Origin of the sequence: Planctobacterium marinum (genome assembly GCF_036322805.1) — a bacterium.
Lineage (GTDB): Bacteria > Pseudomonadota > Gammaproteobacteria > Enterobacterales > Alteromonadaceae > Planctobacterium > Planctobacterium marinum_A.
Genome location: NZ_AP027272.1, coordinates 1,806,939 through 1,832,941 on the forward strand (window position 1 = coordinate 1,806,939; position 26,003 = coordinate 1,832,941).

The 26,003-nt window shown below is 45.2% G+C and carries 18 protein-coding genes; 9 read left to right on the forward strand and 9 right to left on the reverse strand.

Annotation, left to right across the window (positions count from 1 at the left end):
- Positions 1–78 precede the first annotated feature (78 nt).
- The 4 genes from AABA75_RS08070 (at position 79) to AABA75_RS08085 (ending at position 7,648) form a co-directional block, all read left to right on the forward strand.
- Complete coding sequence (locus AABA75_RS08070; RefSeq protein ID WP_338292110.1) at positions 79–2,721, forward strand: TonB-dependent receptor plug domain-containing protein; 2,643 nt, start codon at positions 79–81, stop codon at positions 2,719–2,721.
- Between the two features lie 139 nt (positions 2,722–2,860).
- The gene (locus tag AABA75_RS08075; protein WP_338292111.1) at positions 2,861–3,457 is read left to right on the forward strand and encodes an RNA polymerase sigma factor; all 597 of its coding nucleotides are present in this window, start codon (positions 2,861–2,863) and stop codon (positions 3,455–3,457) included.
- A 3-nt stretch (positions 3,458–3,460) separates the two neighbouring features.
- On the forward strand, positions 3,461–4,534 hold the full coding sequence (locus tag AABA75_RS08080) for a FecR family protein (protein ID WP_338292112.1): 1,074 nt from the start codon (positions 3,461–3,463) through the stop codon (positions 4,532–4,534).
- Positions 4,535–4,759: 225 nt separating this feature from the next.
- A complete protein-coding gene (locus tag AABA75_RS08085) occupies positions 4,760–7,648 on the forward strand; it encodes a TonB-dependent receptor (protein WP_338292113.1) in 2,889 nt (962 codons plus the stop codon).
- 125 nt (positions 7,649–7,773) lie between these two features.
- On the opposite strand, the gene dsbB is transcribed toward AABA75_RS08085, so the two are convergent.
- Positions 7,774–8,289: a disulfide bond formation protein DsbB gene (gene dsbB / locus AABA75_RS08090; protein ID WP_338294822.1), complete on the reverse strand. Its 516-nt coding sequence runs from the start codon at positions 8,287–8,289 to the stop codon at positions 7,774–7,776.
- A gap of 105 nt (positions 8,290–8,394) precedes the next feature.
- Positions 8,395–9,972 (reverse strand): sodium/proton antiporter NhaB, encoded by a 1,578-nt coding sequence (gene nhaB / locus AABA75_RS08095; RefSeq protein ID WP_338292114.1) that lies wholly within the window; start codon positions 9,970–9,972, stop codon positions 8,395–8,397.
- Positions 9,973–10,390: 418 nt separating this feature from the next.
- Between nhaB and fadR the strand changes: the two genes are divergently transcribed.
- The 3 genes from fadR to AABA75_RS08110 all read left to right on the forward strand — a co-directional run bounded on the left by fadR (position 10,391) and on the right by AABA75_RS08110 (position 12,312).
- The gene (gene fadR / locus AABA75_RS08100) at positions 10,391–11,116 is read left to right on the forward strand and encodes a fatty acid metabolism transcriptional regulator FadR (protein ID WP_338292115.1); all 726 of its coding nucleotides are present in this window, start codon (positions 10,391–10,393) and stop codon (positions 11,114–11,116) included.
- A 223-nt stretch (positions 11,117–11,339) separates the two neighbouring features.
- The gene (locus AABA75_RS08105; RefSeq protein WP_338292116.1) at positions 11,340–11,693 is read left to right on the forward strand and encodes a phasin-related domain-containing protein; all 354 of its coding nucleotides are present in this window, start codon (positions 11,340–11,342) and stop codon (positions 11,691–11,693) included.
- A 70-nt stretch (positions 11,694–11,763) separates the two neighbouring features.
- Positions 11,764–12,312: a hypothetical protein gene (locus AABA75_RS08110; protein WP_338292117.1), complete on the forward strand. Its 549-nt coding sequence runs from the start codon at positions 11,764–11,766 to the stop codon at positions 12,310–12,312.
- Between the two features lie 73 nt (positions 12,313–12,385).
- Here the strand turns inward: AABA75_RS08110 and AABA75_RS08115 are convergent, their stop codons facing one another.
- From AABA75_RS08115 to AABA75_RS08130, 4 genes are all read right to left on the reverse strand, one after another.
- Positions 12,386–13,492 (reverse strand): GGDEF domain-containing protein, encoded by a 1,107-nt coding sequence (locus tag AABA75_RS08115; RefSeq protein WP_338292118.1) that lies wholly within the window; start codon positions 13,490–13,492, stop codon positions 12,386–12,388.
- A gap of 90 nt (positions 13,493–13,582) precedes the next feature.
- The gene (locus AABA75_RS08120) at positions 13,583–14,296 is read right to left on the reverse strand and encodes a substrate-binding periplasmic protein (RefSeq protein ID WP_338292119.1); all 714 of its coding nucleotides are present in this window, start codon (positions 14,294–14,296) and stop codon (positions 13,583–13,585) included.
- Between the two features lie 284 nt (positions 14,297–14,580).
- Positions 14,581–17,757: an efflux RND transporter permease subunit gene (locus AABA75_RS08125; protein ID WP_338292120.1), complete on the reverse strand. Its 3,177-nt coding sequence runs from the start codon at positions 17,755–17,757 to the stop codon at positions 14,581–14,583.
- Between the two features lies 1 nt (position 17,758).
- Positions 17,759–18,997: an efflux RND transporter periplasmic adaptor subunit gene (locus AABA75_RS08130; protein ID WP_338292121.1), complete on the reverse strand. Its 1,239-nt coding sequence runs from the start codon at positions 18,995–18,997 to the stop codon at positions 17,759–17,761.
- Positions 18,998–19,123: 126 nt separating this feature from the next.
- Here AABA75_RS08130 and AABA75_RS08135 point away from each other — a divergent pair, with 126 nt between their 5' ends.
- Entirely contained in the window at positions 19,124–20,077 is a 954-nt protein-coding gene (locus AABA75_RS08135) for a LysR family transcriptional regulator (RefSeq protein ID WP_338292122.1), read from the forward strand.
- A 15-nt stretch (positions 20,078–20,092) separates the two neighbouring features.
- On the opposite strand, the gene AABA75_RS08140 is transcribed toward AABA75_RS08135, so the two are convergent.
- Positions 20,093–21,571 (reverse strand): DUF3336 domain-containing protein, encoded by a 1,479-nt coding sequence (locus tag AABA75_RS08140; protein ID WP_338292123.1) that lies wholly within the window; start codon positions 21,569–21,571, stop codon positions 20,093–20,095.
- A gap of 272 nt (positions 21,572–21,843) precedes the next feature.
- Here AABA75_RS08140 and AABA75_RS08145 point away from each other — a divergent pair, with 272 nt between their 5' ends.
- On the forward strand, positions 21,844–23,052 hold the full coding sequence (locus AABA75_RS08145; protein WP_338294823.1) for a DUF445 domain-containing protein: 1,209 nt from the start codon (positions 21,844–21,846) through the stop codon (positions 23,050–23,052).
- 22 nt (positions 23,053–23,074) lie between these two features.
- On the opposite strand, the gene AABA75_RS08150 is transcribed toward AABA75_RS08145, so the two are convergent.
- Positions 23,075–24,589 (reverse strand): deoxyribodipyrimidine photo-lyase, encoded by a 1,515-nt coding sequence (locus tag AABA75_RS08150; protein WP_338292124.1) that lies wholly within the window; start codon positions 24,587–24,589, stop codon positions 23,075–23,077.
- A gap of 2 nt (positions 24,590–24,591) precedes the next feature.
- Complete coding sequence (locus AABA75_RS08155) at positions 24,592–25,926, reverse strand: DASH family cryptochrome (RefSeq protein ID WP_338292125.1); 1,335 nt, start codon at positions 25,924–25,926, stop codon at positions 24,592–24,594.
- Between the last annotated feature and the right edge of the window lie 77 nt (positions 25,927–26,003).

The following is a 26,003-nucleotide window of genomic DNA, read 5'->3' on the forward strand; positions in this document are numbered from 1 at the left end:
AAATAAAATCGTGCAAATCAAAAACACACATGTGCCTTCACCAGGCGCATAAACACTTAGAAAATTTGGAACACAGCTATGAACAGTCAACTATCAAAACTAAGCAAATGCATTCGTTTTGTGACAATGTCTTCATTGGCAGCGTCAATCACTGCAGTGCCAGCAGTAATGGCACAAGAATCAAGCGAAAACGCAGATAGCGTAGAAAAAATCGCCGTTGTAGGTACGCGTTCAGCACCACGCTCAGTGGGCGAGTCAGCGGTACCAGTAGACATTATTTCTGAAGAAGAATTCCGCAACCAAGGCTCTACCGATATGGTATCCATGATGCAAGCGGCTGTGCCTTCTTTTAACGTAAACGAGCAGCCAATCAACGATGCGTCTACTTTGGTGCGTCCTGCTAACTTGCGTGGTATGGCTTCGGACCATACATTGGTACTGATGAACGGTAAGCGTCGTCACCGTTCTTCTGTTATTACATTCTTGGGTGGCGGTTTATCAGATGGTGCTCAAGGCCCGGATATCTCAGTAATTCCTTCAATCGCGTTGAAGCAAGTAGAAGTTTTGCGTGACGGAGCTGCCGCACAGTACGGTTCGGATGCGATCGCCGGTGTAATCAACTTTGCCTTAAAAGACGATTCTGAAGGCGGAAGTATGGAGGCGCGTTATGGCTCTTATTATGAGGGCGATGGCGACATGATGATGATTTCAGGTAATATCGGCTTGCCGTTCACCAGCGAAGGTTTCTTAAACCTGAGTTACGAATATCGCGAATCTGATGATACCTCTCGCAGTGTGCAGCGTGATGATGCCGCCGGATTGATCGCTGGTGGTAATACTAATGTTGCCGACCCTGCGCAAATCTGGGGTAACCCGGAAGTTAGCGGTGACATCAAGTTTGTCTTTAACGGTGGTCTTGAGCTAAACAATACAGACTCCGCTTATTTCTTCGGTAACTACGCTGAGCGTGAAGTGGACGGTGGCTTCTACTTCCGTAACCCACACACCCGCGGTGGTGTTTATGACGGTGGTACGGATGCCGATGGCAATCAGCTTCTGTTAGTTGCAGATGTTACGGGTGACATGTCTGGTAACTGTCCAACAGATATCATTGTTGGCGCAAACGTGCTCGATAACCCGCGTTATCAATCTGAAGTTGCTAATAACCCCGACTGCTTTGCCTTTAACGAATTGTTCCCAGGCGGTTTTACCCCGCGTTTCGGTGGTAAGATTCAAGACGCTTCAATCGTTGTGGGTACCAAAGGTGAGTTCGGTGATGAAATCAACTACGATATTAGCGCCTATGTTGGTATGAACGAAGTGGATTTCGCCATCCGCAACACTATTAACCCTTCATTAGGCCCAGATACGCCCACTTCCTTTAAACCCGGTCGCTACATCCAGTCAGAGCAAAGCTTTAACATCGATTTGAACAAGTCTTTCGATGTTGGTCTGGAAGAGCCTCTATTCTTGGCTGGTGGTATTGAATACCGCAATGAGTCCTATGAATCCATCGCAGGTGATGCTAAGTCTTATGAAGTTGGACCATACGCGGCGCAAGGTTTTGGTATCGGCTCAAATGGTTTCCCTGGCTTAAACGCGAAATTCCAAGGTAAAGAAAGCCGTAACAGTGTGGCTTTATACCTCGATTCAGAAACTTATCTGACAGAAGACTTCATGGTTGGCGCGGCCATCCGTTTTGAAGACTTCTCTGATTTTGGTAACACCACTAAAGGTAAATTGTCGGCGCGCTGGCAGATGACTGAAGATTGGGCGTTGCGTGGTGCAGTTGCCACAGGCTTTAAAGCACCTACCATTGGCCAAAGTAACGTACGTAACGTAACTACAGCATTTGCACCAGGTGGCTTGCAAGATCAGGCGACATTACCGCCAACTGATCCAATTGCGCAGCAAAAAGGCGCCACACCTCTAACACCAGAAGAAAGCACCAGCTTTAGCTTTGGTTTAGTAGGACAGTTAGATAATGGTCTGTTTATTACCATGGATTATTACAACATTGAGTTGGAAGACCGTTTAACCACAACGTCTGCGTTGGCGTTATCCGATGCCGATATCGCAGCACTTGTAGCTAACGGCGTAACTGATGCAAGCAGCTTCAGCTCAGTTAAGTTCTTCACCAATGACTTTACCACTACGACACAAGGTGTAGACCTTGTCGCTAATTACACCATGGAAATGCTGGGTGGCGATACGGTGTTCTCATTGGCATACAGCTGGACGGAAACGGAAGTTGATTCGGTTAAAGCGACGAATGTAAATACTGGTGCGGTAAGAGAAATCAGCCCTGATCAGATTGACAACATTGCTGCTGATGAGCGCGTGAACATTAATGCTGCGCGTATCGAGATGATTGAAGATAACCTGCCTGGTACTCGTTACAGCTTGACTGCTAACCACACTAATGGTGATTGGCGCATAATGGCTCGAATGAACTACTTCGGCAGTATTTATGAGGATCACCTGGACTCAGGCGGTGACCTGGATATCTATTTAGGTTCAGAAATCACAGTTGATTTGGAATTGGGTTACACAGTGAACGATTCTTTAAGCTTTGTATTAGGCGCGAAGAATGCATTTGATGAGTACCCTGATGAGAATACTCAATGGGATACTGAAGTAGCAGGTGCACAATACCCTGTAACTTCACCTATTGGTATCAACGGTGGCTTCTATTATGTAAGAGCCATGTATAATTTCTAAAAAAGTGTTTTCCCTGACACTGATGTAAATGGGGGCTTATGCCCCCATTTTACCCAAGTAGTCACTTCTTATTGCCATACCGAGGAAAAGGCAAAGCAGCCCTCGTTATCGCAATAAGTGGTATTCGAAAAGAACAGCAATGGCAAAAACGTCAAACATTACCCAGGTATACTTAAAATATCGCTCGCAGTTGCGGCGTGCGGTAAGCGGTATTGTCAGCTCTGAGGAAGTGGACGATATCGTTCAGGAAACTTGGTTAAAAAGCTATGAAGCTGAGCTGAAACAAGAAATTCAGTTTGAAAAAACCTACATGTTAAAAACCGCAAGGAACCTTGCGTTGAATCATGTGTCAAAAGCTGCTGAAAAATACAATCTTTCGATGGAAGAGCTCGACGAGCAAGATGGTATATTCGCCGGTACACAGCTGGAAAAGCAAGTGGAAAGCAAAGAGCGTTTTTTGCATTTCTGTCGGGCAACTGATCACTTATCACCGGAAGTGAAACGGGTTTTTTTATTAAAGAAAGTGTATGAGTTAAGTCAGCGGGAAATTGCTGAACACCTACAGATCAGCGAAAGCACGGTTGAGAAACACGTGGCCAAAGGTTTGCATCTCTGCGCCAGGTATTTAGCTAACCATCAAACCGCCCAAGATGGTGGGCAACAAACAAAGTCTGGTAAGCATCAAGTGACTGACCAAAAAACGTCACTGTCTGCATTTTTTGGGCGTGGTAAATAAGTTATGAATAATGTGACCCCACTTGTTTCCAAAGACAAGATTCAGGAACAAGCGTGTGAATGGATAAGCCGTATTGATAGAGGCTTGACTGAACAAGAACGGATTAAATTGACTCATTGGGCAGCGCAGAGTGAACAATATCAAACCGCATTGTTTGAGATGGCGGCACTTTGGGACGATTTGAGTGTTATGCACGAATTGAGCGGTTTGTTTCCACTGGCTGAGCGGTTATCTGCTGAGCGTCATGGTAATGGATATGGTGCCTATGCTAGAAAGCCTTGGTTTGCCACAGCGGCGAGCCTCTTTTTGCTTTGTGCGGTATTTTTAGTTTGGATGCAAGTGGACCCTACTCAAGTATCTCAACAGCAGCAAGTACAGGCTAAGAAGCTGTTTGTCACCTCAGTGGGTGAGCAAAAAACCATCCCATTATCCGACGGTTCGTTTGTAGCATTGAATACCAACAGTGCCATTGAAGTAAAGATGACAGACTCACTGCGTCACATAGAAGTGACCAAAGGCGAAGCACACTTTGAAGTAGCCTCTGATGCAGAGCGTCCGTTTGTGGTTTCTGCTGGTCAGAATAAGGTAACGGCAATTGGTACCGCGTTTAACGTGCAGCTGCTGGAAGATAAACGTTTTGAGTTATTAGTGACTGAGGGTAAAGTACTGGTATCTGAGATAAATCAGTCCATGCCTGAGAATATCCAAAAACTCAAATCTGACGACTTTACCGCTTTAGGGACTATCATGGTTTCGGGAGATACAGCGGTGTTTGATGGGCAGTTTGCTCAGCCACTGATGCGTTTGTCGTTAGATCAGGTACAGAGAAATCTATCTTGGCAGCAGGGAATGTTAGTGTTCCAGGGAGAAACGCTGGAAAACGCCATCAAAGAGATGAATCGTTACTCCGCAAACCAATTTGTATTGCGCGATGAAAGTATTAAATCTCGTCGTGTTGCAGGTTACTTTAAAGTTGGCGATACCGAAGGTTTGTTGCATGCACTGGAAAATAACTTTTCGATTGAATATGAAAAACAAGGCGAAGCGATCTTCTTGCAGGCTGCAGAAACACGTTAAAAAGTTGCTGCTGTTGCAATAAATTAGCAAGCGTTTTCTAAGTTTTTTTGCTAATGTTCCAGCCACAAAAAAGAAAAATAACTGTCAGAATTGCCGGGATACGAGAAAGCACAAATGCAACTGGTAGGGGGAACAAGCTCACCATCCTGTAGGGTGTGGTGCTCAAATGTTCTTCGTGTTTTCTTGTGTCTGTGCTTTGTCTTTCTTGTCACTTGTTATAATTCAGTGGCCTTCGCTTCTGAAAAAATCCACTTTGATATTCCCGCGCTACCCGCAAATAAGGCGCTTACCGAATTCGCCTTACAAGCAAACATCACTTTGTTATTTCCTTATGATTTAGCAGAGCAAGAAAGCTCAAATGCACTGCAAGGGGAATACAGCATTGAGTTAGGTATAGTTAAATTATTAGAAGGAACCGGTCTTTATCCCGTAACAGGGGAGGATGGGCAGTTAAGCGTGCGCCCCATTCGACATGTTCCAGCCAAATACACCACTGCAACACCGGTTAGAACAGAATATGATATCGAAGGCGATGAGCGTTCCAGTTATAAGATTGAATTACAGGAAACGTATATTGAGAAAATCGCAATAGTTGGAACCCGCACCACACCGCGCAATGCTATTGAGTCTTCCGTACCCCTGGATGTGATTTCCGCTGCAGACATGCGCAGGCAGGGGAATACTGATATGCTATCGATGCTATCAAAGCTGATCCCTTCATTTAATGTCAATGACCAACCTATCAATGACGCATCAACACTAATCAGGCCTGCAAACTTACGAGGGATGGCATCTGACCATACCTTGGTGTTGATCAATGGCAAACGCCGCCATCGCTCTGCTGTGATCACTTTTCTTGGTGGCGGTTTGTCTGATGGCGCACAAGGACCAGACATTGCGGCAATTCCCATTTCGGGTATTAAACAAGTAGGGGTGCTGCGCGATGGTGCTTCTGCGCAGTATGGTTCAGATGCGATTGCCGGAGTATTAAATTTTGCCTTAAAGGATGAAGACGTTGGCGGAATGTTTGAAGCTCGAATAGCCCAGTACTATGAAAATGATGGTGAAGCGGTGCAACTTCTCGCTAATCGTGGCTTTAGTTTAGGAGACAACGGTTTTCTTAACTTAAGTGCAGAGTCAATTCACAAGGAACCTACCAGTCGCTCAGTGCAAAGAGATGATGCTATGTTGTTGGCAAATAATGGTCTACAAGTTCGAGACCCGGCTCAAATTTGGGGCACGCCGAAAACACATTATGATGCCAAGCTGATGGCAAATATGGGCTATGATCTGAAAACAGATCAGCAGCTCTATGGTTTTTTGAACATGGCCCAGAGGAAAGTGGAAGGGGGGTTCTTCTACCGTAATCCACAGACTCGCTCTGGCGTGAACACCATTCCAATTTTTGACGGCATGTCAGTAACTAATACCGATTTTAACGAGTTTGTGATGCCTGCTGCTTATCAGTGGATTGTGCTGGACCTGACTCCCGAAGATGGGGTCGGCTGCCCTCAATTAACTTATCAGCATGACACGCTGTTGCACCTGACTCCTGAATATCAACAAGTGTTTTCAGACCCTAATTGCTTTGCTTTTAACGAGGTTTATCCCGCTGGTTTCACTCCGCAGTTTGGCGGTGTAGTGAAAGACGCCTTTGTGGTGGCAGGCATATCAGGAGAGTTAAACGGCGGTTGGGAATATGATGCTAGTTTGTCCTTGGGCTATTCTTCTGTCGATTACTTTCTGAATGATTCTCTCAATCCCTCATTGGGACCGGCGTCACCCACGTCATTTCGACCTGGCGGAGCGCGTCAGATTGAGAAAGGGTTTAATTTTGATCTAAAAAATTCCCTGAATGTCGGTTTTCCGGATGAGGTGAGCTTCGCCGCAGGGTTTGAATGGCGCAGAGAAAATTATCAACAGGTGGCTGGCGATACGGCTTCCTGGGTAACAGGTCCGTATGCTTTGACCGCTGAATCAAGACAAACAACAGGATTAACGATTGGCTCAAACGGCTTTCCGGGGTATCGACCAGAATCTGCAGGTGATTGGGGCAGAGGAAATTGGGCAACTTATCTCGAACTGGAAACCTGGCTGACGGAAAATTTACTGGTCAATACCTCTTTGCGTTTTGAAGATTATACGGACTTTGGCGAAACCCTTGATGGAAAAGTGTCATTTTTAGCACAAGCCAATAAGCAGCTTGCATTACGCGGTTCAATTAACAGTGGTTTTAAAGCACCAACGGTGGGGCAAAGTAATGTGATAAACGTCACCACCGCATTTTATGAGAATCAGCTGCAAGATCAGGCTACTTTGCCGCCCACACACCCCATTAGTATTCAGGTGGGGGCCACACCATTGGAGCCTGAAGAATCCATTAATCTCAGCTTGGGTATTGTTGGCCAGATCGCTAAACAGTTTTACTTTACGTTTGACTATTTTCAGATTGATTTAAAGGATCGCATAAGTACCACTTCCGGCATTGCCTTAACCGATGCAGATTTGGCTGACTTGGTGGCTCAAGGTATTACCGATGCGGACCGATTTGCCTCCATTAAATATTTCACCAATGACTTCGACACGCGAGCTCAGGGCATAGACTGGGTAATGAATTATGTGACAGAGATTAAAGGGGTGCAGACGCAATTTTCCTTTAATTACAACTGGACCAAAACGGCAGTTGAAAGGGTGTCTCTGTATACTCGAAGTGATGTTAACGGCGAGCAAATTACTGAATCAAACCTGACACCACAGCGCATCCGCATGATCGAACAAAATATTCCTCGCCACCGGGCTTCTCTGGCATTGAGTCAAACGTGGGATAACTTCGATTCTCTACTGAGATTTAACTACTACTCTGGGTATTATGAAGATCACCTGGATGCCTCCTCTGGCTTTGATATTTATGCCGGCGAGGAAGTGACGATTGATGTCGAGCTGGGGTATCAGTTTGCACCTGATTGGTCTTTTATCGTTGGTGCCAATAACTTATTAGACAACCGCCCAGACGATAACCCTTGGGCGGGGAGAGCAGGGGCATTGTACCCATCCACTTCGCCAATGGGCATTAATGGCGGTTTATGGTACGCTCGTCTCTTACATCAATTCTAGGCTTCTGTAAATAAACTACCTGCGGCCACCGGCCCTGCCTGGCTTGTTGGTTGGCACCAGAACCAACCAATAGCCATCAATACACTCAAGTGCTACTACAGCAAATGGTTTTGTTGTAGTTATTCTTAAAAGCGTCTTTGAACGAGCAACCTTGGCACCAGCATAGCTATAAAAAGCAGGCTGTAAATTCCAAATAGAATAATCATCCATTGTGGCATGGAAAAGTACAAGAATTGCCAGTCGATATTGCCACAGTCGCCTGTAGCCGCAAAAAAGGCGGGTATCCAATCGTGTAAAGGTAAAAACGAAGGAAAGTTAGGCACAATCTCACAGGAGGCAAAAAATGGATTGGGGTCCATTTGAATGTCTACATGTTCGATTGCGATCAAAAGTCCCCATATGGATGACAATCCCCACAGCATAAACGCCACCAATCGGCTGGCAAAATGGTTGTAGAGGAACGGGATAAGACCGGCAAACAGGATGCCGAGCATGGCAGTGCGTTGATAAATACACATGATACAAGGCGCAAGCCCCATACTGTATTGGAAAAATAAGGCGGTAATTTCAAAGCCAAGGGCACTTAACCAAAGGGCGCCCCAGGCACTTTTTTCATCAGGGAATTTGCTTAATAGTTCCAGCACTGTTTGTTCTCATTATTTTTTTGCGAATTATAAACTGGGCGTCATAAAAAAAGCACCTCTATTGAGGTGCCTTTGTTTAATAAATTAAGTAAGAAGACGCGACTAGTGCCCGCCAACTTCCCCTAATGTCTCACTGTGGTGATTAATCCAATGCATTTCGTAAAACCATTCCGTCATGTCATACAGATTAAAGTAAACAGCCAGTAATCCCACTATTGTCAGTACGATAGTGTAGGGAAGTGCCATGTACACCATTTTGCCGTAAGACAATCTCAACAGTGGCGCCAGCGCTGAGGTTAACAAAAACAGAAAGGCTGCTTGTCCATTTGGCGTCGCGACACTGGGCAAGTTGGTACCTGTATTAATCGCTACCGCCAGCATGTCATATTGGTCACGCGTGATCTCGCCGGCTTTCAACGCATTGCCCACTTCAGTGATGTAAACGGAGCCAACGAATACATTGTCGCTCACCATGGATAACACACCGTTGGCCATATAAAACACTAATAATTGAGTTTTTCCCTCGAAAGTCAGTACCCATTGGATTACCGGAATAAAGAGTTTTTGGTCAATGATCACTGCGACCACACCAAAAAATACGCAAAGCAGTGCAGTGAAAGGTAGTGCTTCTTCAAATGCGTGGCCTATTTGGTGTTCTTCGATGACACCACAAAAAGCCGTTGCAAGTACTATGATGGAAAGTCCAATTAAACCGACGGCGGCCAGGTGCATTCCCAAGCCAATAACTAACCAAATAGCGATGAGAGATTGGATAAACAGCTTGGCTCTGTCTTTATCGGTGCGTTGTTCGTCCAGATGTTCACTGTAGTTCACCAGGATTTCTCTCACAGAGGCAGGAAGTTGAGCGCCGTAGCTGAACAATTTGGTTTTTTCTAACACAGCAGTTGTGATCAATCCGGCGATAAACACAGGCATAGTAATCGGGCTCATGCGAATGAAGAACTCTAAAAAGCCCCAACTGGCTTGTTGCGCAATAATCAGGTTTTGTGGTTCACCCACCATGGTCATCACCCCGCCAAGCGCGGTGCCAATAGCGGCGTGCATCATCAGGTTACGCAAAAAGGCGCGAAAGCTTTCAAGATCGTCTCGCGTAGGATGGTGCAAGACATCATCATCGGTATGATCGTGCTCACTGTGGAAAGATTTTCCGGAAGCTACCTTGTGGTAAATGGAATAAAAACCCGTTGCAACAGCAATAATGACGGCAACAACGGTTAAGGCATCGAGAAATGCTGAGAGTATTGCTGAGGAAGCGCAAAAGGCGATGGACAACGCTACTTTGCTTTTTACCTTGATCACCAATTTGGTAAATACATGCAGGAGTAAGTCCTTCATGAAATAGATACCTGCCACCATAAAGACCAACAGCAGCAATACCTCGATATTGACGATTATTTCGTGGCGCATCATCTCCGGAGACGTCATACCAATGGCGAGTGCTTCGATGAGCAATAAGCCACCCGGCTGCAATGGATAACACTTAAGTGCCATGGCAAGAGTAAATATGAATTCCAACACCAAGGCCCAGCCTGCCAGATAAGGATTTAAGGCGAATAGAAAAGGGTTGATGATCAGAAACGCAATAATCGCCTTTTTGTACCAGCCTGGGGCATTCCCCAAGAAGTTTTTGTATAAAGACCGGGATAGATTTGGGGTCATTGAAACCGTTCCTTTGTTGTTTCCGGAAAAGGGTTCACCGTTTTAGAGTGTGAACCGTTAAAAAGCAAGGTCTAATCGCCATACTTTTGAGTTTAGTCATAAAAAAGCTATTTTTGCACAAACTCCAAGCTATTAGCCTGTTGCTTGTAGGAATGTTTTTAGACAAGTGGGAGGCAAAAATCCGCTATAGAGGGTTTTAACTTTTGTTTTAGCGCAGATAAAGAACGCTTTGAGCAAATTGCTTATTGATTCACTCAGCATTCATTGTTAGCTTTAACATTGGAACTGGTATAACCTGTATGAGGAACCAGTTAAATTAATGCTTTCCGGTGATTTTAAGTAAGAAATGAGCATGATTGTTTTGCCCAAATACCGGAACAGACAGTAACGCCATAATAATAATTAGTGAGCGAGCTAAATGATTTATAAAGCGCAAAGCCCAGCGGGATTCGCAGAAGAATATATTGTTGAATCTATCTGGAGTGGTCGATTCCCCCCTGGCACCATTTTACCTGCTGAACGTGAATTGTCTGAACTCATCGGAGTGACCCGCACTACATTGCGGGAGGTTTTACAGAGATTGGCACGGGATGGTTGGTTAACTATCCAACATGGTAAACCCACCAGAGTTAATGATTTTTGGGAAACCTGTGGTCTTAATATTCTAGAAGCTTTGGCGAGGTTAAACGAAGACGGTATTCCTAAGCTGGTTGACGATTTGTTAGCTGCTCGTACTAATGTGAGCATGTTGTTTATAAGAGCCGCGATAAAGAATGCCAACGAAAAGGTAGTCGCTCTGCTGGAGCCAGAACTAGAAAAGTCCAGTGAGTGGTTAGCGGGTGATGGCAGAACCTTTGCTAATCTTGACTATCAGCTAACGCATGATCTTGCACTGGCATCTGACAATAAAGTCTATGTGTTAATGATGAATGGTTTTAAAAACCTGTATTCCAGAATCGGTGGGTTCTATTTTGAGCGACTTAAGACTCGTGAGATCACATTGGATTATTATCAGGAGCTTTTAAAGCTCGCCAAAGATGGTAATTTTGATGGTGTTCCTGCTGTCGTGCGTCAATATGGTATCGATAGTGGTAAGTTATGGGCCGAAATCCGCAATGATTTACCCGCCGGACTGGTAGACTAAGCCAGCAAAACTGCCTGAAACCCCACCTTGTTTTAGGCAGTACTTTCTAATCCTCTTGTTTATATTCTTTCGTATCAACCCTCTTCTTCGATAAATTCTTTATAAAACAAACATTTGTAAAATTTTTTGAGGGATATTGGGGTTTAGTATGCGAATTCTAAAATATGTTCGTAAACTGTGCATCATCAAATAACGAATCAACCACAAACTGAGGATTCAGAAAATGACTAAACTTGAAAACATTAAATCAAAAGTAAACGACGCTGAAGAATTTGCACGTAAAATCTGGTTAGCAGGTCTTGGTGCTTACGGTAAGAGCCTTGACGAAGTACAAAGCAACTTCGAAAAAATGAATACTGAAGCGACTAAAGTATTCGACGAGCTGGTAACTAAAGGTGAAGCTTTAGAAACTGAAGCAAAAGGCAAGTTCAAAGAAAAAGCAAACATCGAAGAGCGCGTTGCTGAAGTTCGCAAAAAGTTAGGTTTGGACAAGCAGTCTGACGAAGACAAAATTGCTGAGCTGTCTGCAAAAATCGACGCATTGACTGACGTTGTTGCTAAGCTGTCTGCTAAGTAATTAAATTTTGGGTAGAGAGCTTGGCTCTCTATCCCACTGGTTTTGCTTACCCAATAGACGGGAGTGTTTCATGAGTACTGTAAAGAACGTAGAGAAGGCTGGCCGTCAGTTTTGGTTAGCAGGGTTAGGGGCGTGTTTACTTGGTAAAGAATACGCAGTCAAAAAAATGGATGAACTGTTAGAAGGAACTAACTCATTGGTTAACGGTGTGCTTGCTAAGGGCGCAACGATTGAAGGTGAGTTAAAAACTAAGTTGCAGTCTGGATTTCCGCAAGACGAAAAAATCCTTGAGCTGCGCGAAAAACTTGGTTTGAACAAGGAAAGCAAACAGGACAAAATTGCACGTTTGGCCGCAAAGGTTGACGCGTTAACTGAGATTGTTGCCACTCTCACAGTTAAAACTGAAGAGACGAAAGCCACAACATCGGCTCCGTCTAAAACTCAGGAAGCGGCTGCACCTGCACCAAAACCGGCTGCTAAGCGTACCACGACACGCAAGCCTCGCGCTGCTTCGTCTAAGACAACGTCTTCTGCTGCTGCACCTAAACCTGCAGCGCGTCGCACCACGACCAGAAAGACGACGACTCAGACCAAACAGAGCAAAACAGATTCTGAGTAGTAGATTATCCATTTGCTCATTGTGGATAATTCCTGCAACCCTCCCATGTGGAGGGTTTTTTATTTTCAGTAGTTTATGATGCCATTGCTGAGTCGTAAATAACCACCTGGTCGCGACCCCGGTGTTTAGCACAATACAACGCTTTATCGGCCTGACAAATTGCCTCATCAATTGTTGTTTCACTTGCAAGCAGTGCAATGCCAAAGCTCATTGTTATTTGCTCGTCTGTTGGTAAGATTGCGAAATGATGTTGGCTTAATTTGCTGCGAACCAGATTGCCAAGAACCTCAGCCTGCGCCAGTCCGGTTTCAGGTAAAACAAACAAAAACTCTTCGCCACCCCAACGAGCTACAAGGTCCTGTTTTCGGATGGCATGTAAAATGAGTTGTGCTGTTTCTATTAATACCCTGTCACCACAATCATGACCATACTGGTCGTTAACTCGCTTAAACTTATCAATATCACAGAGCATTATGGCTAATGATTGGTGGTGTCGTTCGGCCCTGGCGATTTCGCGAGCAAGATAGTTTTGTAGATAACGCCGGTTAGGTAATCCCGTAAGTTGGTCATGCAACGCCAGGTAGTTGTTTTTTTGGTTAAGCTCCTGAATGGTATTAAAGTTCTGTTGGCGGGTGTACTCGTACACAGCTGAAAACAAGATAGTAGTTACAAATGACAATACCAGACGCAGCTTGTAGTCAAAACTGTAGCTGGTGGCTAGCAACTGATCATCGGGATAAAACAGCAGCACCGACATGAAAATCACAAAAAGCCCCATTAATAGTAAGCCATGTTGGTGCCCGGCGAAAAACAGTGCCAGTGGTGGCAATATGAATATCCACAACGGCCCGGTATTGTTGATACCTCCGCTGATAATCAAAATAGACATTAAGATTGTTATTGAAATGATCAGCAAACTGGCTGGTAATATTTGCTTTTCCACTCTTTTTTCTGGTGCCAACGATGCTCTTGCAGCAAGAAGTAAGACACAAACACCAAATATACACAGAGCCATCCAGGTACTGTGTTTTTGCCAGGCGTTTATAGCGAAACTCAAAGTAAGAACAACACCGAATAAGGTAAACAAATTGGTTACACATATGCGACGGTTGTCGTCCTCATTCAGATGCCGAGAACAACCGAGTCTACAAAGCCTGGTCAGGTTTTTAACCCAGTTCAAAATGCTGTCTCTATGTACTGTTTAAGTGGATTTAAACTAATTCCAATGAGTATGGTTCAGTAGACTGTTTTTTGCTAATTTGAGTCAGTTCTAATGCTGTTGCCAGGACTCTGGCCAGTCTGGAATACTGGCGTATTTTTGTAATATAGACTGATATTGATGATCTTGTACCTGTCCCGAGATGAACCAGATATGCTCAACCGTATCGGGGTGTAATTGATAAAATTGATGAGAAAACACCAGAAAATAGGGTTTCTCCTGAACCGGGTTCTCTAAGCGCTTAATATTTTTGTTCATATATTTAAGCCCGTTGTATTGGTTTGTTACAACAGCAGAAACACGTCCTTTCTCCAGCATTTTAAAGGCACTTCCAACATGAGGATGTTCCATCAGGCTTATGCCCATCCCATAAAGCTTAGAAGTGATGGAAGCTCCAATTTCTACTACTACTGGACGGCCATCTAATTGACTGAAGGTCTTTCCGTCAAAATCTGTCGCTGCGTTTTTGTGGGTGAAAGCGTAATAGATATCGTATTTGAAGCGTCTGGACACATCGATTTTATTCCCCTTTTTAGGATAAACCCCATACTTTTCTCTTTCTTCTGAATAACTGGCAACATTGAGAACGTCTACCAAGCCTGAGCCTAGTGAATGTAGGCAACGAGCAAAGGGTTGGCGAATCCAAACTACAGATATATCCAGTGATTGAAGCACTGCATTCAATAACTCTACATTGATACCCGGCAATGGTTGATGCTCATCACCTGGTTTTCGCCATAAGGGAAATAGATTGGTGTCCATCATGCAAACTCGAAGTTCATGAGGGGGCGATGCAGCCAGAGGCGGTTTAACAAACAATATGGAGAAAAGCCAAACAAGAACGGCTAAGAACAGTGTGCTCTTGAAAAAACCTGTTTTTTCTTGCATCTCGGGGAATGTCTCAAAAGAGTTCACGTCACAATTTTAATTGTAGCAGCTAATCAAGTGGTGATGAAAAAATAGCCGATATACAGTTCAGCGTGAATGGAACCGCCTGTTGCCGACGTTGAGGAGACTTTTGCTGGCAACAGGGGCTCCGAAAGGACTTGTTATGCTGCTTTGGACAGCGGCTCTTTGTGGTCTGTTTCTGAATTGGATTTTTCAGCGGATGAGCGGCGCACAAGTTTATAGAACACCGGAGTGAGTATTAAACCAAATACCGTGACGCCTATCATGCCTGAAAATACCGCGACTCCCATAGCTTGACGCATTTCTGCCCCCGCTCCAGTGGAGAGTACCATGGGCAATACCCCCATAATAAAGGCAATGGATGTCATTAGAATGGGACGCAAACGCAATCTACCCGCTTCTTTTATGGCCGCCATTGTGGACAAACCTTTGTCCTCCAATTCTTTAGCGAACTCCACAATCAAAATTGCGTTTTTAGTGGCTAAGCCCACCAAAACGATAAAGCCAATTTGGGTAAATATGTTGTTGTCGCCACCTGAAATAATGACACCTGTCATGGCCGATAATAACGTCATAGGCACAATCAAAATGATGGCCAGCGGCAGACTAAAGCTTTCATATTGTGCAGCTAACACTAAAAATACCAACAGTACTACGAGGGGGAATACTAACAGTGCCGTATCGCCCGCCAGAATTTGTTGATAAGTTAAGTCCGTCCACTCGTAGTCCATACCCAGCGGTAGTGTTTCCTGTAGAATTTGCTCAATTTTCGCTTGTGCTTGTCCGGAAGAATAGCCCGGTGCGGGGGCACCATTGATTTCAGCGGATGTAAAGCCGTTATAGCGCATCACTCTGTCGGGCCCGGCACTTTGCGTTACATTCACAAAAGAGCCTAAAGGAATCATTTCACCATACGCATTTCTGACTTTAATTTGACCAATTTGCTCCGGCTCCTGACGAAAGCTTTCATCGGCTTGCACGTTTACCTGGTAAGTGCGGCCAAACTGGTTGAAATCGTTGACATAAATTGATCCAAGGTAAGCTTGCATAGTGGTGAATACCTCGTCGATATTAACTCCCTGGCTTTTTGCCTTCGTGCGATCTAAATCGACATCCAGTTGCGGTACATTCACCTGATAACTGCTAAACACACCCGTGAGTTCAGGGGCCGCCCAAGCTTTTTGCATCACCTGCTGGGTGACTTTATACAACTCTTCGTATCCCAGGTTCGCTCTATCTTCAACTTGCAGTTTAAAGCCACCAATAGTACCCAGCCCTTGTACTGGTGGTGGTGGGAAAATCGCGATAAAGGCTTCTTGAATGGCACCAAACTTCTGGTTTAGCGAACCGGCTATAGCATGAGCAGATAACTCGGGCGTCTGTCGGTTTTCAAATTTGTCCAGGGTGACAAAGACAATGCCGCTACTGGAACTATTGGTAAAACCATTGATGTTCAGGCCAGGAAAAGCAACTGCAGATACAACACCTGGATGTTGCAGAGCAATATCAGACATCTCGCGGATCACCGCCTCGGTGCGCTCCAATGATGACGCGTCTGGCAATTGTGCAAAAGATACCAGGTACATCTTGTCCTGTCCCGGTACATATCCTGTGGGGGTGTTTTCAAACTGTTGCCATGTTAAACCCAATAAGCCAACGTACAGTACGACAATAATGCCGCTCATGCGGATGAGTTTACTGATGCCATTGGTGTAGGCTTTTGAGCCACGGTTAAAAAGGCGATTAAAAGGGGCAAATATAAAACGCTGTAGCCCTTTATCCATTGCCTTGGTTAACCAGTCTTTCGGGGCTGAGTGGGGTTTGAGTAATAATGCTGACAAAGCTGGGCTCAACGTTAACGAATTTATCGCCGAGATAATGGTGGAAATTGTAATGGTTAAGGCAAATTGTTTATAAAACTGCCCGGTTAAGCCCGACATAAATGCCGTAGGGATAAACACCGCCATCAAAACCAGTGTTGTGGCCACAATTGGTCCGGTCACCTCTTTCATGGCTTGTTTGGTGGCATCGACGGGCGACAACCCTTCTTCAATGTTGCGTTCGACGTTTTCCACCACGACGATGGCATCATCTACAACAATACCTATTGCCAATACCAGGCCGAATAGTGACAAGGCATTCAAGGAAAAACCGAGCATTTGCATAATGGCAAAAGTACCCACTAATGAGACCGGCACTGCAGCGAGTGGAATGATGGAGGCGCGCCAGGTTTGCAGAAACAGCACTACCACTAAGACAACGAGTAATACAGCCTCTAATAGTGTGTTGATAACGGCTTTGATGGAGCCTCTTACAAATACAGTCGGGTCATATACTATGCTGTAATCAACGCCCGCAGGAAATAGCTGCTTCAATTCAGCCATACGAGCCCGGACATCATCGGATATTTGGATAGCATTAGAGCCCGGTGCCTGAAATATCGGCAAGGCGACGGCAGGCTTATTATTCAATAGTGAGCGCAATGAATAGCTGTTAGCACCAAGTTCAATCCGTGCCACATCACCTAAGCGGGAGATGGCTCCATTAGTATCGGTTTTGATGATGATTTCGGAAAATTCTTGCTCGTTGGCTAAGCGACCTTTCATGTTGATCAACAACTGAAAGTCATTTTCGCCTGTAGGCTGAGCGCCCAGGATCCCTGCTGCGGCTTGCTGGTTTTGTTCTCTGATGGCCGCCACAATATCACCTGGATTCAGATTTAGTGCCGCTACTTTGTCTGGATCTAACCAGATGCGCATACTGAACTCGCCTGCGCCGAACAAGCGTACACTGCCAACACCGTCAATACGTGCCAACTCATCTTTGACTCGCAATCGAGCGAAGTTGCTCAGGTATAGCATGTCGTATCTGTCATCAGGTGAAGTCAGGTGAACAACCATGGTTAAATCGGGGGACGACTTTTCAGTGACTACTCCTAAGCGCTGTACTTCTTGTGGCAATCTCGGCAGAGCGCGATCCACCCGGTTTTGAACCAGTGTCGTAGCGCGGTCTGGATCGGTACCAATAGCAAAGGTGACTGTTAAGGTCATACGGCCATCAGAGGTAGCTTGAGAGGATAAATACAACATATCCTCAACGCCATTAATCTCTTGCTCCAATGGCGAGGCGACCGTTTCAGCAATCACTTTTGGATTGGCACCGGGATAATTAGCCGTTACCACCACTGTTGGCGGCACGACGTCAGGGTACTCAGTGATCGGCAGTTGCCAAACTGCCAAAGCGCCAGCGATGAATATCAGCAGTGACAATACGCCACTAAAAATGGGACGATGAATAAAAAATTGGGAAAAATTCATATTAACCTCCCACAACCGTCAGGTTTTGTGCTTTTTGGGCCAGGGCAGGGCGGTTGTAGTTATCATCAATGGCAGATTGAATTTGACGTAACGCTTGTAATTGAGATGTTTCCGCCATGGAAATGACTTGTGGGTTAACGATGGCACCCGGACGAACTCGTTGCAGGCCATTGACCACAATTTTTTCCCCAGCTTTTAAACCCGACTTAATAATCCTCAAGCCATTTAGTTTTTCGCCCAAGGTGACCGCACGGTATTGCACTTGGTTATTATCATCCAGTACTAATACGAATTTGTTACTTAAATCGGTACCTATGGCCTTATCATCAATGAGAATACCGTCGTAGCTGGCACTGCCCACTAAGCGGATCCTTGCGAATAAACCTGGTATAAATTGACCGTCGTTATCAAAAACGGCACGACCACGGATGGTGCCACTGGTTGGATTGATGCGATTATCGACAAAATCAATATAACCCTGGTGGGGATAGTCTTTATCAGACGCAAGGCCCATCAATACGAGGTTTTCGTGCTCACGAGAACTGGGACGACTGCCTTCACGGGCTAGTTTTACATAGTGCAAATAGGTTTGTTCATCCGCTTCAAAATAAGCGTACACTTTATCGGTAGATACCAGATTGGTGAGCACAGACTGTCCGGCGGTAACATAGTTTCCTTTGGTGAAGTCGGCACGAGAAACACGTCCTGCAATCGGTGCTGCCACACGGGTGTAGCTCAGATTTAAGCGGGCCAACTCAAGCGCTGCTTCAACAGATTGTACTCTTGCCTTCGCCTGTTTTAATTGTGCCCGGCGGCTATCAGCGAGCTCCTGAGAAATTGCATTTTTAACTAACAGATTTTCAGCCCGTTGAGCTTCTGAAGTAGCCAACTCGTATTGCGCTTCGGCATTCATAAGGTCGGCTTCGAGACGGCGTACTTCTGCTTTAAAAGGTTTGTTGTCGATAAAGAATAACGGATCACCCACATTAACCATGTCACCTTCTTCGAAAGCGACAATATCAATATAGCCTGAGACCCGCGGTGTCAATTCGACACTTTGCGGTGCCTCCAAACGGCCGGTAAATTCATCCCACTCAGTGAGACGTTGCTCAATTACTTGTGCCACAGAGACTTGTGGTGCTGGTGGGGCTGTGTTTTCTTGGGCATGGGTACCGCATGCACTTATCACTAAAGCGCTTAAAGCGAGTATGGAACTTCTTAAACTATTTTTCACTGACATGATAATGCTCCTCAACATTGGTATTCAGACGGGAATCATTATGCGGGCTTGCAATAAATAAAAATAATTATATGATCGTATGAGACATATCACTTTTAGTGATGTTTAACTTACAGGAAGATGAATATGCGCAATCAAGAGCTCAATTTATTAATGGTATTTGACGCTATTATGACCGAAGGTTCCATCACGCGAGCCGCCGAACGGCTTTCCATGACACAGCCAGCGGTGTCTAATGCCGTCTCTCGAATGCGTCATGTTTGGAAAGATGAGTTATTTATTAAAGAAGGTCGCTCAATTCATCCAACGTTATATGCCCGTAATTTATGGTCTCAAATCCGAGAACCACTACAGGAGTTAAGCAGTGCGGTTGCGCCGGAAAGTTTTAATCCTGCGACGTCTAAGCGAACTTTCAGATTGGCAGTAGCGGATGCTGTGGTTGATATTGTCTGGCTGCCACTGCGCAAGATCATTGAACAAGAAGCCCCCGGCATTAATATTCATGCTATCCCTTATACCATCATTAATGGTGAGCAAGTATTGATTGACGCAGAAGTGGACCTGGTGATTGGTGCTAACAATATTGAAGATCCCTCAGTAATACGCTCAGAGTATCTGTATACCCCCAAATACGTGTGCATCATGCGGCCAGGTCATCCTCTGGCAAAAGCGAATTTAACCCTGGAAGAGTTCGCTGACGCAGAACATCTATTGGTATCTTTATCAGGCGATATTACAGGTTATACCGATCAGGTATTGGCACAGCACGGGCTTAAGCGGCGCATTGCCATGACGGTAAATCACTTTTCTGCGGTGGCAGATCTCATTGCAGAGAGTGATTTAATTTCGGTGGTACCGCCCACTACGCTTGAAAAAGCGATTTTCAGTGGCAAATTGGCCGTAACAAAACCACCAGTGGATATTCAGGGGGCGCAACTTTGCAGTCACTGGCATAAAAGGCAAGAAAAAGATGGAGGCTTATGCTGGTTGCGCAAACATGTGAACAGCATGATCAAAGACCATGCTGAACGCCACTTTGAAGAGCTGAAAAAGCGCTTTTGCGGGGCAAAAGCGGCTTAGTATTTTAAAGAGACGTTAGCCCGCTTTAACCAGGCGCAACCCTGATTGTCCTGAGAGTAACTGCTGTTCACGCTTTTTGAGCAACTTGTTGTACTTTCTGAAAGCCTTGCTGATTTGTGTATTACGTCGGATATTATCCATCTGTGGCCAAGTAGCGCGCTCAGCACTGTCGATCAAGTCTTGTATCGCACCACGAGTGGGGTTAGAAAATATTTTTGAAATGTTGCGCATACTGCGCTGCGGCAGAATATTGATGTCACCCACATACTGTTGCTCAACGATGGAACGAATTTTATGGATACCGAGTTTTAGTGCGCGACTGTCAATGGCGTTTTCCACTAAATCAAAGGCATAAATACTGTTCATTTTTGTCAGATTAAACAGGTGACGCTTGGTAATGGAAGCAAAATCATGCACGTGTTTTTTGTTGCGAGACAAAAAGGGCACTGCAATCGGATTGGTTTGGCTTACGATACTGTGGTTAACGCCGTACAATCTAGCCAGTCGCTGAAATGGCATGTCAGCCATAATAGAACCATCGCAGAATTTTCGATTTGGGATGTAGGGTACGATCTGACCGCTGGCATTCTTGGCTCGTAGTTGCACTGGCGAATACACCATAGGAATGGCGGTCGACGCCCGAACCGCCATAGTAATAATGGCGTTAGGTGCGGTCTTCTGGTTTAACAACCTGGAATACTGATGCAAATCGGCAGGGGAAACTGTAATGGTGATTTTACGGCCAGTCTTTTTAAAGGCTTCTTCGAAGGTCATGTCGCCAAACAATTCAATCAGGGCATTTTCAAGATTGGTGCTGTCTAACAGACCGTCTTTGCCAAAACCTTGCCATACTGACCACTGCCGGAATCTCTCATGGATGGATTCTGCAGTCAGCACATCTTTTAATTCATCATCGGTGCGGGTTCCTACAAGGCCCGTTATGATTGAACCTGCACTGGCACCGCTAATGATATTAGGCATCAAATCTTCTTCAACCAATGCCTTTACTACGCCGCAGTGAAAAAAGCCCAAGCCTGCACCGCCACTCAGCATGAGGCAGGATTTACCATAGGCGTAGTAGGTTTCTTCAAAGAACGAAAGTTTTTCGTAGAAGTCGATATCATTTTCATCGGCATGGTAGATCATGCTGAGTGCTTCACATACCTCATCCAGAAACTCCTGAATCAGGTTTTTCGTACCGATTTTACAGTAGTTATTTAGCTCCGGATTGGAAATGTTTCCAAGATTACCGTGGATCCCCTCGTGTAAAATCGACATTAGACCAGCAGGATCACCATGCAAACGGGCAAATTTCAAACGCTCAACACGCTTGCGAATGAGTCGGTAATCATAACCTCTATCGCGGTCTTTTGCTTTCCACTCATCTGCACCAGCCAAAGCATCGTGAGCTTCACAGGCTTCGCGATACTCTTGATAGGATGAAGCATTGTTAATGGCTTCTTCAATTTTTCCTAAGGTCAGTGGTCTTTGCATAGTCTCGATCTACAGCTTCGATAATGTCACAATATAAACCGATAGAATTAGAAATGGCTACCAAATCCTGAAATTTAGCCGAAAATCTGTAAACGTGAAGCAAACTTCGGCTAAAGTTGGGTAAATTTGCTAACCTTTATCGGTTGCTTTTTGAACTTCTGTATCTCAATACGGCAAATTTGGGTTTTTAGATTGACCATTCTAATCCCAGTGGTTAGCCTGTCGCCTAATAGCCAATAAAAACAATACTAAACAGTCACAAAAAACTTATGATGGAATTCGTCCAGGAACACTATTTGCTGCTGCTGATACCGATGATTAGCGCTGTTGTTGGATGGTTCACTAATTTCCTCGCTGTCAAAATGATGTTTTATCCGATCGAGTTTATTGGCATTAAACCGATCTTTGGTTGGCAGGGCCTTATCCCTATGAAACGCCGCGAAATGGCGGAAATCGAGGTGGAGCTGGTGCTGGGTAAATTGCTCAGTGTGCAAGAAATTGCTGGCCGTCTTGATGCAGATGAAATCAGTAAAAATATCCATCGCCGACTCAAGCAAGTGATCCGCAAGGTCGTTAACGATGTGATGCAAGAAGCTGCCCCTACAGCTTGGGCTAGTTTACCTGCGCAGGGTAAAAATCTGGTATACGCCCGTATCGAGATGGACATACCTAACGTGGTGCGCAAAATCATCAGCGACTTCAAACACAATGTTACTGAAATTCTTGATATAAAAGAGCTGGTTGTCACTCAACTTGTCAATAATCCGAAACTTATCAACGAAATCTTCCTAAGCGCCGGCGCTAAAGAGTTCCCCTTTATTGAAAAGTCAGGCCTCTACTTTGGTTTCCTGTTGGGGATTCCCACAATGATCACTTGGATCTATTACCCGGTTTGGTGGGTGCTACCGTTGGGCGGGCTGATTGTGGGCTATCTCACCAATTGGATCGCCATCAAAATTATTTTTGAGCCCAAAAATCCCATTAAAGTGGGACCTTTTACTTTGCAGGGCATGTTTTTAAAGCGCCAGGAAGAAGTCGCACGAGTCTATGCTGAAATCGTCGATAAAAAGGTGATGAATTCTGAAAACATCACCGATATTGTGCTGCACGGCTCAGGCTCAGATAATTTACTGGAATTAATTGAGTTACACGTTAACGATGCCATAGAGCGTTATGTGTCGATTACTCAACCCTATTTTGCTTTGGGGGTAGGGTCTAAAAATTACTATCGCATGAAACAACTGGCGGCTCAGCGCTTGTTTGAAAACACCGGTAAATACATGCTCTATGCCTACGAATATGCCCACGGCGCTTTGCGCATTGGAGATGATTTGTGCGAGAAAATGCAGGCTTTGTCTCCCGAAGAGTTTGAAGGGGTACTGCGACCCGCCTACCAGGCCGATGAGTGGAAGCTTATCGTTACCGGTGCCGTATTAGGCATGGCAGCAGGTTTCTTCCAGATTTATTTCATTTTTAATTAAATTTCCCGATATAACTCGACAGTTAACCCCGTTTGTATTTGTGCCGGGTAGAGGGCACAGTGTGTCTTGCTAATATGCGTTTACCTTCTTGTTTGACATCATCTCGTTTGCGAAAGCTCCAGTGTTTCTGCTGGGCTTGCTTGTAACTGTCTTCCGGTAAAACTATGGGTAACGGATAGGTTTTACCCGGTTCAAAGTCAAACATTTGAGCTTCGATTGGAGAGATTTGCCATGGAGTGTGAATTAAAGGCGCATCAAGTATCCGTAATTCTGGCACCCACTTTTTGATAAATTCCCCGTCAGGATCATGTTCTTGCCCCTGTTTAATAGGGTTATAAATACGGATCATATTGGCGCCAGTGACACCCGCTTGCATCTGAAACTGAGGGTAATGAATGCCAGGCTCAAAATCGAGAAATAACTTACCCAAATGGCTAACGCCGCGACGCCAATCAATGTCCAAATGGTGCACCAGATAACTCACCAGCATAGCGCGCATGCGAAAATTGATATAACCCGTTTGCTGCAAACAGCGCATACAGGCATCTACCAGCGGGATGCCGGTATTTCCCGTTTGCCAGGCTCGTAGTATTATTTCGCTCTGTGGTGAGTCGTCGTATTGAAAGTGCTGATAGGCTTGGTTGACCGGGCGACCTTCCATAGCGCACTCAGATTCAAACTTTTGGATAAAGTGGCAATGCCAATGCAGACGGGAAACGAATGCCACTAACGCTCGACGCCAGCCTTTTTTATCCCAATGCGTTAAAGTGAATTGATAAACCTGACGCAAACTAATATTCCCCCAGGCCAAATAGGGGGAGAGACGAGAGCAGGCCCGGCGAGATGCTTCAGGTTTGGAAATAGACCAGGCATAATCTTTACCCCGCTCCTTGAAGAAGTTGTGCAGCGTATACCAGGCACGCTTTTCCCCGCCCGGTTGGAAAGTTTCCTGGGTTGCTAACCAACTTTCGGGAGGAATAAATTTCGGGATGTCTATTTGCGCTCTGTTAATCCAGTTGACGTCTTCAAGTACTACATCAGCTGTGGCACTGCGCATGGTCTTTTGCCAGTGTTTGTCCCAATGTTCTCTGTTGGTTAACCCTCGTATTACGGCACCACAGGGTGTTTCATGCCAAAAAATATCATTTTTTTCACACCAGGCCGCCACTTCCCGGTCGCGTTTGAAAGTATTTTCCAGCCCAATTTCCTGTTGGCTGAAAAGATTGAAACGTCCAAATTGCTTTTTAAGAAGCCACAGTGTTTGAAGAAAATCTCCAGAGGTAACTGACAAGGGAGAGGCAAACAGCGCTAGTTGTTGTTCAATGTCTTTCAGTGACTGCCAGATAAAGCGCCAATGTCGAATGTCCATATGGGGGTCTTGTTGCAGAATATCTTCAACAACATAGAGAAGCAGAACAGGCTGTCCATTTTGATGTGCAATATATAGTGGTTCGTGGTCTCGCAGGCGAAGATCGCGTTTTAGCCATACTATATTAACACGCTCTGGAGTCAGTTTTTCAGGTGTGTTGTCGGGCATTGTTAACAGGGCCAATCCACCATATCCGTAGAGTCTATTTTGGATGCCGTCATTTGCTCGATTTCCTGATGGGTTAACCAGGTTTTGATAAAAGAGCCATCAGGATCGTACTGTTTCGCTTGTTTTTCGAGGTCGAATCGACGGTGACCTCTTGGGTCTGCACCCACACCCGCCAGGTACTGCCAGTTACCCCAGTTTACTGCGACATCAAAATCCACTAGTTGCTGTTCGAACCAGGCTGCTCCATATCGCCAGTCGAGATTGAGCTCGTGTACCAGGCAACTTGCTACCAATTGCCTGGCGCGGTTTGACATGTAACCTGTACTATTGAGTTGTCGCATAGCGGCGTTGACAATAGGCCAGGGGGTGTTGCCCGTGCGCCATTTTTCAAAACGCTCTGGCCAAAAGGAGGTAAGCGGCGAGGTGCCTTTAACACCCGAAAACTGGAAAACGCGAGTCCCGTGTTTGTATAAATACCATTGGAAATATTCCCGCCAGAGCAATTCGAAATAAAGCCAATAGGTGGACTCATTTGCCTGTATATCCCGTTCAAAACGCTTTACATGATGATATACCTCTTTGGCTGAGATGTTGCCGTTGGCCAACCAGGGGGAAAGTTTGGTGGAATCGTCGAACGCCAACAACCCATTTCGGGTTTGTTTGTAATTGAGTAATTTTTGGCTTTGGTAGCTGTAATAATTTAACCGTTTTTTAGCCTCGACAGCCCCGCCTTTGAACAATGGGGAGTTTGTGGGCGCGGTCTGGATTGAGAAAAAGTTTTGAGTAGCCGTTTCTGGTGGTGGCGGTAACCAATCAGGTGCCTTTAACGGCGCATCAATAGTTAAAGACTCCACTTTTTTGCGAAACGGCGTGAAGTGTTTGGGCAAGTCCGGGAGTTCAAAGGGCAAGTCAAATTGATTGAACAAGGTGTCGGTGTTTTCTTGCAAAATGGTCAGGTGTGGGGCCGCTTCTCGCAATTTATTGAGTTGTTGCTTTTCATAAGTTCCGGGACACTCAGAGCAAGCCAGATAAGAAATTTTGTGCTGTTTAATGAGTTTTGTTATTTCAACTTCAGCGTGTCCCTCAACCATTAGCAAATCAGAACCGAGCTTCCGAAGTTCAGTTTGCAACCAAGCCAGAGACTGGTACAAGAAATGCTGACGATGTTTTCCGAGAGGTTTAGCCATAAACTGTCTGGCCTCAAACCAGTGGGGCTCGAGCACAAAAACGCAAAGTAAATTATCAACTTCGCGACAAATGCGATGCAATGTCAGATTATCTGACACCCGCTGGTCATGCCTGAACCAGAATAAACCATTTCGTATATTAGTTTTCATATAGCTGATTACCTGGCTCGCATGAGATCAGATCATTTAGCAATATTGAGTGATTAAAATGACCGCACATGAGCGCA